This window comes from Arsukibacterium sp., assembly GCF_041616895.1.
In the GTDB taxonomy this organism is placed as follows: domain Bacteria; phylum Pseudomonadota; class Gammaproteobacteria; order Enterobacterales; family Alteromonadaceae; genus Alishewanella.
Map to the genome: position 1 here is coordinate 24087 of NZ_JBFJPY010000022.1, position 13925 is coordinate 38011.

Annotated in this window: 11 protein-coding genes and 1 tRNA gene; 10 read left to right on the forward strand and 2 right to left on the reverse strand. The window is 44.4% G+C overall.

Features of this window, described 5'->3' with window-relative positions; genetic code table 11:
* Positions 1–3: 3 nt before the first annotated feature.
* Genes ABY802_RS05900 through rlmM form a run of 4 tightly spaced genes read left to right on the forward strand, consistent with a single transcriptional unit; the run spans position 4 to position 2971 of the window.
* Positions 4–939 carry a transcriptional regulator GcvA gene (locus ABY802_RS05900; RefSeq protein WP_372626096.1) on the forward strand — a complete coding sequence of 312 codons (936 nt, stop codon included), beginning with the start codon at positions 4–6 and terminating at the stop codon, positions 937–939.
* Positions 932–1540, forward strand: a complete 609-nt coding sequence (locus tag ABY802_RS05905; RefSeq protein ID WP_372626097.1) for an alpha/beta family hydrolase — start codon at positions 932–934, stop codon at positions 1538–1540. The genes ABY802_RS05900 and ABY802_RS05905 overlap by 8 nt, the downstream gene beginning before the upstream one ends.
* Positions 1515–1892 (forward strand): hypothetical protein, encoded by a 378-nt coding sequence (locus ABY802_RS05910; RefSeq protein WP_372626098.1) that lies wholly within the window; start codon positions 1515–1517, stop codon positions 1890–1892. Before ABY802_RS05905 ends, ABY802_RS05910 begins: the two co-directional genes overlap by 26 nt.
* Complete coding sequence (gene rlmM / locus ABY802_RS05915; RefSeq protein ID WP_372626099.1) at positions 1889–2971, forward strand: 23S rRNA (cytidine(2498)-2'-O)-methyltransferase RlmM; 1083 nt, start codon at positions 1889–1891, stop codon at positions 2969–2971. The genes ABY802_RS05910 and rlmM overlap by 4 nt, the downstream gene beginning before the upstream one ends.
* 41 nt (positions 2972–3012) lie before the next feature.
* Here the strand turns inward: rlmM and ABY802_RS05920 are convergent, their stop codons facing one another.
* On the reverse strand, positions 3013–4143 hold the full coding sequence (locus tag ABY802_RS05920; protein WP_372626100.1) for an endonuclease/exonuclease/phosphatase family protein: 1131 nt from the start codon (positions 4141–4143) through the stop codon (positions 3013–3015).
* A 363-nt stretch (positions 4144–4506) separates the two neighbouring features.
* On the opposite strand from ABY802_RS05920, the gene ABY802_RS05925 reads away from it, so the two are divergent.
* From ABY802_RS05925 to ABY802_RS05945, 5 genes are all read left to right on the forward strand, one after another.
* Positions 4507–7548: a TonB-dependent receptor domain-containing protein gene (locus ABY802_RS05925; RefSeq protein WP_372626101.1), complete on the forward strand. Its 3042-nt coding sequence runs from the start codon at positions 4507–4509 to the stop codon at positions 7546–7548.
* Between the two features lie 213 nt (positions 7549–7761).
* Positions 7762–8394 carry a uridine kinase gene (gene udk, locus ABY802_RS05930; protein ID WP_213996974.1) on the forward strand — a complete coding sequence of 211 codons (633 nt, stop codon included), beginning with the start codon at positions 7762–7764 and terminating at the stop codon, positions 8392–8394.
* A gap of 20 nt (positions 8395–8414) precedes the next feature.
* Positions 8415–9623, forward strand: a complete 1209-nt coding sequence (locus ABY802_RS05935) for a NupC/NupG family nucleoside CNT transporter (RefSeq protein ID WP_372626102.1) — start codon at positions 8415–8417, stop codon at positions 9621–9623.
* A gap of 16 nt (positions 9624–9639) precedes the next feature.
* A complete protein-coding gene (locus ABY802_RS05940) occupies positions 9640–10587 on the forward strand; it encodes an isopenicillin N synthase family dioxygenase (protein ID WP_372626103.1) in 948 nt (315 codons plus the stop codon).
* A gap of 140 nt (positions 10588–10727) precedes the next feature.
* Positions 10728–10813 (forward strand) — tRNA-Leu (locus tag ABY802_RS05945).
* Between the two features lie 60 nt (positions 10814–10873).
* On the opposite strand, the gene ABY802_RS05950 is transcribed toward ABY802_RS05945, so the two are convergent.
* Positions 10874–12340, reverse strand: a complete 1467-nt coding sequence (locus tag ABY802_RS05950; RefSeq protein WP_372626104.1) for a RimK family protein — start codon at positions 12338–12340, stop codon at positions 10874–10876.
* 159 nt (positions 12341–12499) lie between these two features.
* On the opposite strand from ABY802_RS05950, the gene ABY802_RS05955 reads away from it, so the two are divergent.
* Positions 12500–13636 carry a peptidase C39 family protein gene (locus ABY802_RS05955; RefSeq protein ID WP_372626105.1) on the forward strand — a complete coding sequence of 379 codons (1137 nt, stop codon included), beginning with the start codon at positions 12500–12502 and terminating at the stop codon, positions 13634–13636.
* The last annotated feature ends 289 nt before the right edge of the window (positions 13637–13925 follow it).

Below are 13925 nucleotides of genomic sequence, written 5' to 3' on the forward strand. Positions count from 1 at the left end.
TTTATGGCGCGTCGTCTGCCACCACTAAATGCGTTAAAGGCTTTCGAAACAGCAGCCCGACACCTTAGTTTTACTAAGGCTGCCGAAGAAATGTATGTAACACAGGCTGCGATAAGTCATCAGATCAAGGCGTTAGAAGATCATCTTGGTTTAAAGTTGTTTATGCGTAAAAACCGCTCGCTGTTATTGACAGAAGAGGGGCAAAGCTATTTTCTGGATATTAAAGAAATTTTTCTACAGTTACATGAGGCCACTGAAAAGTTACTGGTACGCGGTGCTAAAGGCTCGTTGACCGTTAGTTTGCAACCAAGCTTTGCCATTCAGTGGCTAGTACCACGCTTAAATCAGTTTAGTGAACAGCATCCGGATATTGATGTCCGGATTAAAGCGGTGGATCTGGATGAAGGGTCATTAACCGATGATGTAGATGTCGCCATTTATTATGGTCGGGGCAACTGGCGTAATTTACATGCAGATAAGTTGCATACGGAATATCTGTTGCCGGTATGCTCGCCATTGCTGCTTAACAGCGGAAAGCCGCTGAATGAACCTACAGATTTAGCAAAACATAATTTACTGCATGATAGCTCACGCCGGGCCTGGAAAGCCTGGTTTACCAGCCAGGGTTTTAAACAGTTTAATGTGAATCAGGGGCCAATATTCAGCCATTCTTCAATGGTGTTGCAGGCTGCTATTCATGGCCAGGGGGTGGCGTTGGCGCATAACGTACTTGCGCGGCCCGATATTAACTCTGGTCGTTTAATTGTACCTTTTAACCATGTGCTGATTAGTAAAGATGCCTATTATCTGGTGTGCCGGGAAAGCCAGGCAGAGCTGGGTAAAATTACCGCGTTTCGACAGTGGATGGTTGATATGGTAACAGCGGAACAACAACTATTTACTGAACAACAATTTACTAATGCTGTTGCCATTGACTAACCCCAAGGCCTGCTTAATTTTAGCCCATGGTGCAGGAGCAGCTTGTGATAGCCCTTACATGATTGCCCTGGCCGAGGCGCTCGGGGCGCATAATATCAAAGCGCAGCGTTTTAACTTCCGTTATATGCAGCAAAGCATTGAGTCGGGGCGTAAACGTCCTCCTGAGAAAATGACGTTGTTACAGCAAGACTTTTTAGAGCAGATCAATATAGTCAACTCCGGGACACCCTTATTTATTGGTGGAAAGTCGATGGGTGGTCGGGTTGCCAGCATGCTTAATTTGTCGGAAGTGCCAAAGGTCAGGGCGATATTTGCGTTTGGCTATCCATTTCACCCGCCAGGTAAAAACAGCTGGCGTACTGAACACTTTGCCCGGTTGACAGCGCCTTTGTATATTATTCAGGGCGAGCGGGATCCGTTTGGTAAACGCACTGAGTTAGCGGGGTTAAGCTGGCCAGATGTCAGGATACATTGGCTGGCGACGGCAGATCATGATTTTAAACCGACCAAAGCCAGCAAATTACAGCAGCAACAGTTGATTTACCAGGCCGCAGCATATTGCAATGGGGTAATAGATGAAATTCTTCTGGCCAGTAAGTAACAGCTTGGCTGCTCTATACGGCGCAGCAGTAGTAGGGTTAGCGGCCGCACTTATGCATTTGTGGGTGGGGCTTGACACAAAAGGGTTTGGCAGCTTGTTAAGTGCTATCAGTATCTTGGCATTTCATACTCTGGCGTTGATGGTTATTGGGCGTCAGCCAGGTTCTGGCAGGCTGCTAAAAGCTGTCGCGTTATTTTGGCATCTGGGGCTCTGGCTGTTTGTCTGGACACTGTGTGCCGGCGTGCTGAAATTACCTTTGTATCATTCTGCCTTAGCGCCAATAGGTGGACAAATTTTGATTATTAGCTGGTTAATGCTTGCAATAAGCGCCTGGCGAAAGGATGTTAGATGAAACAATTACTATTGTACTGCCGGGCTGGTTTTGAAAAAGAATGTGCCGCGGAAATTCAGGACAAAGCCAGTAACTATGACGTTTTTGGTTTTTGTAAACTAACGGCGAATTCAGCTTTTGTTATTTTCGAAGCTTATGATTCAGATGGCCTGGCTACCTTTTATCGGGATTATCCATTTGAGCATTTTATTTTTATCCGCCAGTGGTGTCTGCTGCAGGCACCACTGCTTGAATTGCCATCTGAAGATCGAATAGCGCCCGTGCTTGAAGCGCTCGTTGCTGCTGAATTAACCGGCTGTGGTGAGCTAAGGGTTGAATATCCTGAAACGAATGATGGTAAAACGTTATCAACTTTGGCGCGTAAATTAACGGTGCCGCTTCGCCAGTCATTGCGCAAAGCCGGCGTATTATTGCTTAAAGAGCAAAAGCGGGCACCGGTGTTGCATTTATTTCTGTTAAGCGGCCAGCAGGGTTACCTTGGCGTATCTTATCCTGAGAATAATAGCCCGCTGGAAAACGGTATTATGCGCTTGAAGTTCCCTAACGAAGCACCCAGCCGCAGCACTTTAAAGCTGGAAGAAGCCTTTTTGCAGTTTATTCCAAAACACGAATGGGATAAGCGATTGGGTGGTGGCTTAAATGCAGTTGATTTAGGCGCCAGCCCCGGGGGCTGGACCTATCAGTTGGTAAAGCGCAGCATGATGGTGACCGCTATCGATAACGGGCCGATGGCCGAGTCATTAATGCAAACCGGACAGGTCAAGCATTTAACGGTAGATGGTTTTAAGTTCGAGCCGCAAAAGAAAAATGTATATTGGGTTGTTTGCGACATGATTGAACAGCCACAGCGGGTTGCAATGCGGATGGGCGATTGGCTGATTAACGGCTGGTGTCAGGAAGCAATATTTAACTTAAAACTACCGATGAAAAAACGCTATGAAACCGTATCGGATATATTGGCTGAGCTGGAGCAACGTCTGGTAGATGCCGATATTAAATTTCGCTTGCAGGTTAAGCACCTGTACCATGACCGAGAAGAAGTCACGGTTCATGTGCAGAACCTGGTGTTGAAATTCTGAGAGTTTTTTTAGTTGTGTCTTCATTTGAATTGCGCGCTGAATTACTCAGCGCTTAATTCAAGTGTCAGCCAAACCAGACGGTGATCTGAGCTGGCGCCACGAGTGCCTACCATAAGATAGTCTGCTTCGTTTTTTGCAGGCCAGAAAACACCACCATCGGTAATATTAAAACCAAAATCAGCAGCCAACACATAATCTGCCCGCATCCGCCAGGCGGCAGTGTGATATTTAGCATGTGCCTGCTCTGGCGAGTTCTGCGCTGCACCTATACTTTTCGGGGTAAAGCTTTGGTTTATTCTCTGATGAGTTACCAGGGCTTTAATGGCACTGTTGATTGCATCACCATCGCCATCAACTGACGCGTTCAAATCACCCATTAAGACAAAACGACTGTTTGTAGCCAGACCGCCAGTATTGCCGTTATCATCATAAATATAGCCAGCGTTACCCGGGGTCAGATAATCAAGCCAGAAGCGGATTTCATCATGGTTGCGAATGCCATTGCGGTTCTCCGGACCATCAAATACCGGTGGAGTGGGGTGGCTTGCCAGAATGTGCACCGTGTTGTTATCAACACTTATTGGTACATCCCAGTGCGATTTAGACGATAAAGGCATTTGCTGCCATGCCTCGCTACTGTACCAGGTGCTGCCGTCCTGCTTTTTGGTTGGCATAAACCCTGGCATATCCTTCCATTTAAAATGCTGAAAAGTACGGACATTATCGTGAACAATAGGGTATTTCGACAGTAAAACCATCCCATACTGACCAGGGTAAAAACCGTAACCCCAGGCGTCAGCACCAACGCCGGTAGCTTCACCACTGTTGTCTAAATCAAACGGGCTGGGTTGTCCGGTATTTACCGTCGAATAATAAAAGTAAGGGTAGTTAATCGGCTCGCTACCAGCCTGAGGCTGGTTTAAATAGTTTTTAATAAAAGCCTGAATACCCTGTTCCGGATCAGCAATATAGTCAAACTCATTTAATAAAAGTACATCAGGCCTTACCCGCTGAATTATCGCAGCAATATTTTTTACCTGAGGGTTGTTACCATCTGTAAGAATCGACGCCAGCACCTGGTTATTGCCGGTTTCTCCCTGCGGCAGATAATTAGTAGATTCCATACTGACATTGAAAGTTGCGACCTTAAGCTCGCTGACGTGGTTGGCCATAGCTACTCCGGTAAACAGCAAGAAAAAGCACACATAAAGGTTATTAAGCATAGTTAATCGTTAGTTTTTCGCGGGCTGCGTAGCATAACCAAGCCAATGCTGAAACACCAGTATGCTGCAGCTTTATTCAAAAATTGATATTTTTTAATCAATTTAAGCCGTCATTATTCGCAACTCTGACCAGCCATGTTACACTTGCGTGACAGGCGCACTTTGACTACAGAAGAGCTTAAAAGTTCCCGGTTAAATTGCAATGTAACGAAAGTGACATAAAAACTAGTTACACTCTGCCCCAGCTTAAACATAAGATTTGTATTCAAACGGAATTAGAACATTACTATTAACTACCAGGTGATAAACGATATGAAAATTAAGAGTATAGCGCTTGCAGTAACACTGGCACTTGGTGCGAGTAATATTGCACTGGCACAGGAAACTTCTTCTTCGATAGAAGGAACGATTACTTCACCTAGCGGAAGTCCGGCAGCAGATACTGCAATTACTGTGATACATATACCGTCAGGCTCTTCGAGAACTGTATCAGTAAACAGCAATGGTAGTTTCTTGTTGTCTGGTTTGCGTGTTGGCGGTCCTTATAAAGTGATCGTAGATTCGAATACTTTTCAAGATACGACGGTAGAAGATGTTTTCTTGAAACTTGGTGAAACGTTCAAAGTCGGACTGCAGTTAGATGCCGCTTCTAATATTGAAGTAATTAATGTTTCAGCTAGTCGTTTGTCTGCCGTTGCGTTAGGGCAAATGGGACCCTCAGCTACATTTGATTTAGAAGATCTGCAGAAATCGCCTTCAATTAACCGCAATATTACCGATATCATCCGGATGGACCCACGCGTTTATGTTGACGAAACTCGTGGTGACGCAAACCCGGTGCAGTGTGTTGGTAAAAGTAATCGTTTTAACAGCCTTACTGTTGACGGTGTAAAACTCAATGATTCTTTTGGTTTAGGCTCTAGTGGATATCCTACGGTAAGAATGCCGTTTTCATACGATGCGATTGACCAGGTTTCAGTAGAAATTGCACCGTTTGATGTTGTTTATACAGGTTTCACCGGTTGTAATATTAATGCAGTAACTAAGTCTGGAACAAATACTGTTAAAGGTGGTTTGTTTTTTGATTATGGGAATGATTCTTTACAGGGTGATTCGCTTGAAGGCGATGACATTAATGTACCGGAAAACAGCGACAAACGTTACGGTTTCAATGTCGGCGTTCCTTTATTAAAAGACAAACTTTTTGCCTTTGTATCTTATGAAAAGTATGAAGGAAACAGTATCTTTACCCGTGGCGCTATTGGTTCAGGTGCTCTTAATGAAGTAAGCCTTCGTCAAGAAGATTTGAACGAAATTATTAGAATATCGAATGAGTTATATCAATACGATCCAGGTCCGGTTCCAACAAGCTTACCTGAAGAAGATGAGAAAATTCTGCTTAAGCTTGACTGGAATATCAATGATTACCACCGTTTAAGTTACACTTACAATTACAACGACGGTAATTTCTTCAATACGTCTGACGGTGATTCAAATGAATTTGAACTGCTCAATCATATATACGAAGTTGGAGCAGAGCTAAATTCTCACCAATTGTCTTTTTATTCTGATTGGTCTGATAAGTTCTCGACTGAAGTTCGGTTATCTCACTTGAAGCTGGATAATCGTCAAGTTTCTATTGAAAATAAAAGCGGGCTTGTCGGAGGTGGTAATTTCGGAGAAGTTCAGGTCAGAGTCCAAAATCCTGATTCTGGTGATAGGGTTACTGTATACCTGGGTGGTGATGACAGCCGCCACGCAAATGATTTAAATTATGATGTGGCAGGTCTGATTCTGCGTGGTAAATACATTACTGATAATGACCATACGCTTACTTTTGGTTATGAACGTGAAGAGTTAGACGTATTTAATGTGTTTGTACAACATACAGAAACAGAATTGCGCTTCAATAGTATTGCTGCTTTTGAATCTGGTAATCCTTCTGCTATTTACTACAATAACGCACCTTCACACGACCCAAATGATGCTGCGGCGGTATGGGACTACGCAATTAATTCGTTGTATGCGCAGGATGAATTTTACCCTACAGATAACCTTAAGTTAAAAGTAGGTTTACGTTACGACTGGTATACAACAGATTCAAGACCAGTGGAAAATCCGGATTTCACAGCTTCTTATGGTTTTTCTAACGGTACTAACCTTGATGGTGAAGGACTGATTCAACCACGAATTGGCTTTAATTATTCTTTGAACGATAATACTGACTTACGCGGCGGTTTAGGCATCTTTAGTGGTGGTAATCCAAACGTTTGGTTCTCTAATAACTTCTCTAACAATAACGTATTGCAGTTTGGCCAGAGAGGTAGAAACTTTGGTTATACCAACGGCTCGCGTTCACTGTTTGATGACGACGTAGTGTATCGTGGAGTAGAACCGGGCGTTCCGGCCGGCCCTGGCTATGGTGTTCCTTCAGAGCTGTATGATGCTGTATCTGCAGGACAAGGCGCCAATAACGAAATCAACTACTTTGATCCTGACTTCAAAATTCCTACTGAAACTAAGTTATCGTTTGGTACAACGCATGTAACTGAGCAGGGTTACGTATTGCAGGCTGATTTATTAGTATCTGTGACTAAGGATCAAGCTATTGTATTACGTGGAGACTTAGAGCAAACAGGGACCAACCCAGAAGGGTATCCGATCTACGACAGCGTTCGTTTGCCTTCATTTGTTTTAACAAATAGTTCTGAAGATAGTACCTCATATACTGTTTCATTTGGTTTAATGAAGTCTTGGGATAATGGCATCAACTTAACGACTGGTTATGCTTATAATCATGCGGAAGATGTTCAGCCAATGACCAGTTCAGTGGCTTTCTCTAACTATCAGTTCCGCGCGTTTACTGATCCACAAGAACAGGTATCTAGTTTATCTGACTATAATATAGAACACAGACTGACTGTCGCTCTGACTTATGATGTTGAGTTCCTTGACGGATATGACACCACCTTTTCAGCCTTTGGCTTAATTCAATCAGGACGCCCATACAGCCGCACTATTCCTAGAGAGGATGTGAACGATATTTATAACTTCACGCCATTCTTGGACAGCAACAACGTGTTGCCTATGGGTAACGAGCGAAATGGCGAAAATGGTTCATGGTGGAATAAAGTTGACATTCGTGTTAGCCAGCAATTACCGGGCTTCGCAGCTGGCCACAATGCGAGTGTTTTCTTCGTTATTGATAACTTTACCAACCTGTTAAATGACGATTGGGGTGTTGCCAAACGTGTATCGTTTAACACCGTTGATTTTAATGATACTACGCCAGAAAACCGCCAGGGCGATGCCTCGTTGTGGCAAATGCGTATAGGCTTTAATTATAATTTCTAAACTGTTGAACAGTTTAAATATAGATTTAAAGCTTATCTCTAGAGCTCATACCGATGAGTTAAGTAACTTAACAAGTCGGTTGAGTTTCCAGAGCTAAATCGCACAAAAAAGCCTGCACTAACGATAGTGCAGGCTTTTTTTAGCTGTTTTTATTTCTATCTGCAGCATAATTAGCGATAATCGCCAGCTGTTTTTCGGAAAGTAGGCGATGTTGTGGCCAAAAATACCATTATTGCTATTGCGGGTGCCTCTGCATCCGGTAAAAGTTTATTTGCGTCAACCGTTTATCAGGAGTTGGTTGCTGAGTTGGGTGGCGAGCGTATTGCTATTTTATCGGAAGATGCCTACTACCGGGACCAAAGCCATTTATCGTTTGATCAACGAGTGTTAACTAACTACGACCACCCTTCCGCTTTTGAGCATGCCCTATTGGTTGAACATTTGCAGCGCTTGCGTGCTGGACAAAGTATTGAAATGCCGCAGTACAGTTACAAATTGCATACCCGGCTGGATGAGACTATAAAAGTGCAGGCCGCTAAAGTTATTTTGGTGGAGGGTATTTTACTGCTTAATGATGAAAAGCTGCGCCAGCAGTTTGATATCAGTGTGTTTATGGATACCCCGTTGGATATTTGTTTATTGCGGAGAATTAAGCGTGATTTGGAGGACCGCGGCAGAAGTCTGGCATCGGTTACCGAACAATATGAAACAACCGTGCGTCCCGCTTTTTTTGAGTTTATAGCGCCGTCTAAGCAATATGCCGATTTGGTGGTTACCCGCGGTGGTAAAAATCAGATCGCTATCGATATTATAAAAGCAAAAATTCGCCAGTTACTGGCAGAATAATAATAATCAGGGAATAACATATGATGGGATTAGTGGGCATTTTTGCCTTATTACTGGTGGCGTTTGCTGCATCTGCACATCGTAATCGGATCAATTGGCGCACGGTAGGCGGGGCTTTTGCTATTCAACTGGTGATCGGCGCTTTTGTACTTTATGTTCCTTTTGGTCAGGATGTGTTGTACCGCGTGTCACAGGTTGTCGCCAATGTTATTGGTTACGCCAACGCAGGTATACTTTTCTTGTTCGGTGATTTAGGGAGTTTTTCTCAGGGCTTTATATTCGCCATTCACGTGCTAACCATTATTATCTTTTTCTCTTCGTTAATTGCGGTGCTGTACCATATTGGCCTGATGAGTTGGGTTATCCGGTTAATCGGCGGCGGTTTACAAAAATTACTCGGCACTAGCCGGCCAGAGTCAATGTCGGCAGCTGCCAATATTTTTGTCGGTCAAACTGAAGCGCCATTAGTAGTCAGGCCCTTTATTCCGACAATGACCCGTTCAGAATTATTCGCGGTAATGGTAGGTGGTCTGGCATCGGTAGCGGGCTCTGTATTGGCGGGTTATGCCGGTTTAGGAATTGAGCTGAAATACCTGATAGCGGCCAGCTTTATGGCAGCCCCTGGTGGCTTTTTAATGGCAAAAATAATATTGCCTGAAATCGAACAACCAAAAAATGAATTAACCGAAATAAGCACCGAGAAACCGCATACTAATGTTATCGATGCCGCAGCAGCGGGTGCCTCCAGTGGTATGCAACTGGCGCTTAATGTTGGTGCTATGTTACTGGCTTTTGTTGGTCTAATCGCCCTGGTTAACGGTATTGTCGGGGGAGTTGGCGGCTGGTTTGGTATGGAGAACCTGACGCTGCAACTGATATTTGGTTATGTGTTCCAGCCGTTGGCTTTTATTCTTGGCGTATCATGGGATGAAGCGCGTTTAGCGGGCAGTTTTATTGGCCAGAAACTGGTCATAAATGAGTTTGTCGCATACCTCGACTTTGTGCAGGTGAAAGATCAGTTAAGTGCCCATACTCAGGTAATCGTTACTATTGCCCTGTGTGGTTTTGCTAACTTTTCTTCAATTGCTATTTTATTAGGCGGGCTGGGCGGTATGGCGCCAGGTCGTCGGGCTGATATTGCCGAGCTGGGCTTAAAAGCGCTGCTTGCTGCAACATTGGCTAACTTAATGAGCGCTGCAATTGCAGGGTTCTTTTTTTCCTTAGGCTAAAAAACAGGTCTTTTATATGACACAGCAAGTTCCAACGTTAGATATAAGACGGTTTGCCACCGACAAAGATAACTTTGTTGCCGAAATTGGCAAGGCCTACACTGAGTTTGGATTCTGCGGCATTAGTGGCCACGGTATTCCAGATGAAGTGGTAGCAAATACCTACAGCGCGATTAAGCAGTTTTTCGCGTTACCGACCGAGGTTAAGACTAAATATCATAAGCCAGGGCAGGGCGGTGCCAGGGGTTATACTGCCGTTGGGGTCGAAAAGGCGAAAGACTCTAACCACCCTGATTTAAAAGAGTTCTGGCACGTAGGGCGCGAGCTGGAAGGTCCGGCACCGCACCCAAGCTTATACCCGAATATCTGGCCTGCTGAAGTGCCTGGTTTTAAAGAGGCCACTTACACCTTATTTGCTGAGCTGGAAAAGTTAGGCAATCGGGTATTAGAGGCGTTAGCGTTATACCTTGGCCAGCCACAGCAGTATTTTGCTGATAAAGTAGATTATGGTAACTCCATTTTACGGCCTATTCACTATCCGCCAATTAAGGATACCGCTACGGAATCTATTCGGGCTGGCCAGCATGAAGACATTAACCTGATCACTTTACTGGTTGGCTCTAACGAAGCAGGGCTGGAAATTCTGCGTCGCGATGGCAGCTGGTTACCGGTAACGACCATTGAAGGCACCATAGTGGTAAATATTGGTGATATGCTGCAGCGCTTAACTAACCATGTGTTGCCATCTACCACTCATCGGGTAGTAAATCCGGCGGGTATGGCCGCCGGCGAGCCTCGATATTCGATCCCGTTCTTTATGCATCCTAATCCGGACTATGTGATTGAAACACTGGATAGCTGTATCAGTGCAGATCGGCCAAACCGGTATCCTGAGCCTATAAACTCTAACGACTATTTAATGCAGCGTTTAGAGGAAATTGGCTTGCTGAAAAAAGCGAAATAAATAGCGCCTTGCTCAGCAAATAAGCGAACGGATAAAAACGAGCAGAATAGTTGAATTCAATAGTTGACTAGTTATTTTGAATCGCTATACTGCTCGCCATGTTAGGCACCTGGCGAAAAAACGCTGGTGTTAGGCATAACGCAGATGTGGTGGAATTGGTAGACACGCAAGCTTCAGGTGTTTGTGCCCACAAGGCGTGAGAGTTCGAGTCTCTCCATCTGCACCAAAATAACCGGCTTACGCCGGTTTTTTTGTGCCTGCTATCCATGCAGGCATCCCTCTTAATTTATCTTTTTAATTCAATACGGCGGATAAAGTCTTCGACTAAGATGTCGTAAAGTTTGTTACCCAGGTGCAAGTCTTCCACACCATCATCAATATTCGGGTTGTCGTTTACTTCTATTACGTAAACCTTTTCGCCGTCTTGTTTAACATCTACGCCGTAAAGGCTGTCACCAATAGGTGCGCACGCACGAATAGCTGCATCCAATACATGTGCCGGCACCTCATTCACTGCGCAGGTGCTAAAACCACCACTTTCGGTTTTAGCCTTGCCATGTTTGTATATTTGCCAATGATTGCGAGCCATAAAATACTTGCAAGCAAAAATAGCCTGGCCGTTTAATACACCAATACGCCAGTCGTATTCGGTAAAGGTATATCGTTGTGCCAGGATAATAGCGCTTTGCTCAAACAGGGTATCCAGAGTAGAGCGCAATTCTGTCAGCGTTTTAACCTTTATGACGCCTCGTGAAAAACTGCCATCAGGTATTTTCAGCACCAGCGGTAGGCCAAGCCCATCTGCTGCCCGTTCCAGATTGTCTTCATCCTGCTTGAACAACATAATACCGTCTGGCATAGGTACTTTATGTTGTTCAAACAAAGTATGAAGATACACTTTATTGCCACAGCGTAAGATAGAGCTGGGATCATCCACTACTGCCAGACCTTCACGCTCTGCTTTTTGTGCCATATGAAAGGTATGATGATTTACTGCAGTTGTTTCCCGGATAAATAGCCCATCAAACTCTGCCAACCGATGTATATCCTTGGCGGTAATTTGCTCGACATCCATTGCCGCTTTTTTTGCCGCCCGTACAAATAAATCCAGTGATTTGGGTGTACACGGCGGAAACTTTTCTTTTGGATCCACTAACACGGCAAGGTCGTATTTAAACTTGCGGTTTGTTGGCTCCAGGCGCCAGATTTTATGGCTGTATTTCTCCAGGATATTGCCAAACAAACTTTGTTCTGTTTCGGTAAGTTTGTTCACGCTGCCAATTTTCAGGGTTTTGACCTGCCAGCGGGTTTTCTTTTGTAGCTCAACCCGAAGAATTGGCACCGGAAAAGCTTCAAATAAATATGCAGCAACTTTTTTCAGGGCTTTATGCTCTGTTTCACCAAAATATATGTTGAAGGTAACTTGGCTTGCCGTTTCTTCTGCCAGGTCTTTGTTTAATTGCTGTAATAATGCCAATGGCACTTCGTCGGCGATATCTGCTATCTCATGACGATTAAATTTATTAAATGCCCGCACCGATGGCATTACATTATGCCCCCGAGCTTCGGCCAGTAAAGAACAATAGTAGCCGCTGCCGAGATAATGTGACTGGCGACACAGATTAATGACCCGTACCCGCTGTTTTTGCTTGGCAGACCACTTAAGGTAAGCGGGTAAACTCATTACACCGTCATATTGATGAAAAGGTGCCCAGTCTTGAGCTTTATCTACTATTATTATCAGTTTCGCCATGTTGCCTCCTGTTAGCATGTCAAGCCTGACTGATTATGGCAGTGAAAGACAGCAAATTTATTTTCAGCATAGCATCAGAATTTCTTACTGGCATTTCAAACGCATAACTGTTGTGATGTATTTAGGTTGCTATTAAGAATGATGTTAAAGGTAAAATTTATGGTTAAGTCAGAGCAGAGCCACGATACCAGATTACGACCGGCCATGCTGGCTGATGTTCCTGCTTTACAATCTATTGAGCACCGTTGCTTTGTTTCAGACAGATTGAGTATTCGAAGTTTTCGCCGGTTCATTACTGAAAAACGTAGCGACTTGCTGGTACTTGAAGTTGGCGAGGCACTGGCAGGCTATTTTCTATTGATCTACCGCAGAGGCACGAGTCTTGCTCGGTTGTATTCAATAGCGGTTGATCCTGCATTCAGGCAGCAGGGCTTTGCCGCGAAGCTAATGGCTGAAGCTGAGGTTCTGGCAGCTAACCGGCAATGTGCATTGCTGCGCTTAGAGGTACGCAAAGACAATGAAGCGGCAATAAAACTCTATAAAAAGTTGCAGTATCATGAGTTTGCAATAAAACATGACTTTTATGAAGATCACTCTGATGCTATCTGTATGCAAAAGCAGGTGATCCAGTTTAAGCGTGACTCAGGTACCCGTCCGGTTCCTTATATTGCACAAACCACACCCTTTACCTGTGGGCCAGCCAGTCTACTAATGACATTTAATTATTTTAAGCCAGGCTCATTTAATCCTTACCAGCATGAAATAGAGCTATGGCGGGAGGCTACTACCATATTTATGACCAGTGGTCACGGTGGCTGTGGCCCAAGAGGATTGGCATTGGCGGCACATCGCAGAGGGTTCTCTGCAGAGGTTTATCTGAATAATGATGGCTTACTGTTTGGTGACAGTGTACGCAGTGAGGTTAAAAAGGCAGTGTTACAGCGGGTGCATGATTCTTTCAGGCAACAAACGGAGCAGCAAGGTGTTACAGTTCACCATACAGAGCTTACGGTTAATGCTATTAAACGGTATTTGCAACAAGATAAGCTGATCATCGCGCTGATCAGTACCTGGCAGTTTGATAAGAGTAAAGCACCCCATTGGGTTGTGGTATGTGCTGCCGATGATAATTTTATCTATATTAACGATCCTGACACAGCTGATATTCCCTGGTTGTCGACAGCGGAGCGCCAATATATTCCAATTGAATATAAAGTGTTTAGCAAAGCTTTTAGCTATGGAAAAAAACGGCTCAAAGCCGCGATAGTGGTTGGCAAGGGTGAAAATCAGGCATGATTTGTAGGTGTTTTCGCTAAATCGTTTGCTTTTTGCGCGAACAGTTATGTTTTGCATATTTTTAACTGATCTACCCTTGCGGCCAAAGCAGAACTCTCTATAATACGCGCCATGCCACGCGGGGCGCGTAGCCGGGTGCTGCTCTGTTTCAGTTTAATAGCATGCCTCAGGTGAGATAAGCCGGATTACAAAAATCTTTTAAAAAGACGCTTGACAGTCAGGTTTAAATCACTAAAATGGCGCCCTCGCTTCAGGGAGGCAACGAAAGCCCTGAAATGCGATGTTAGCA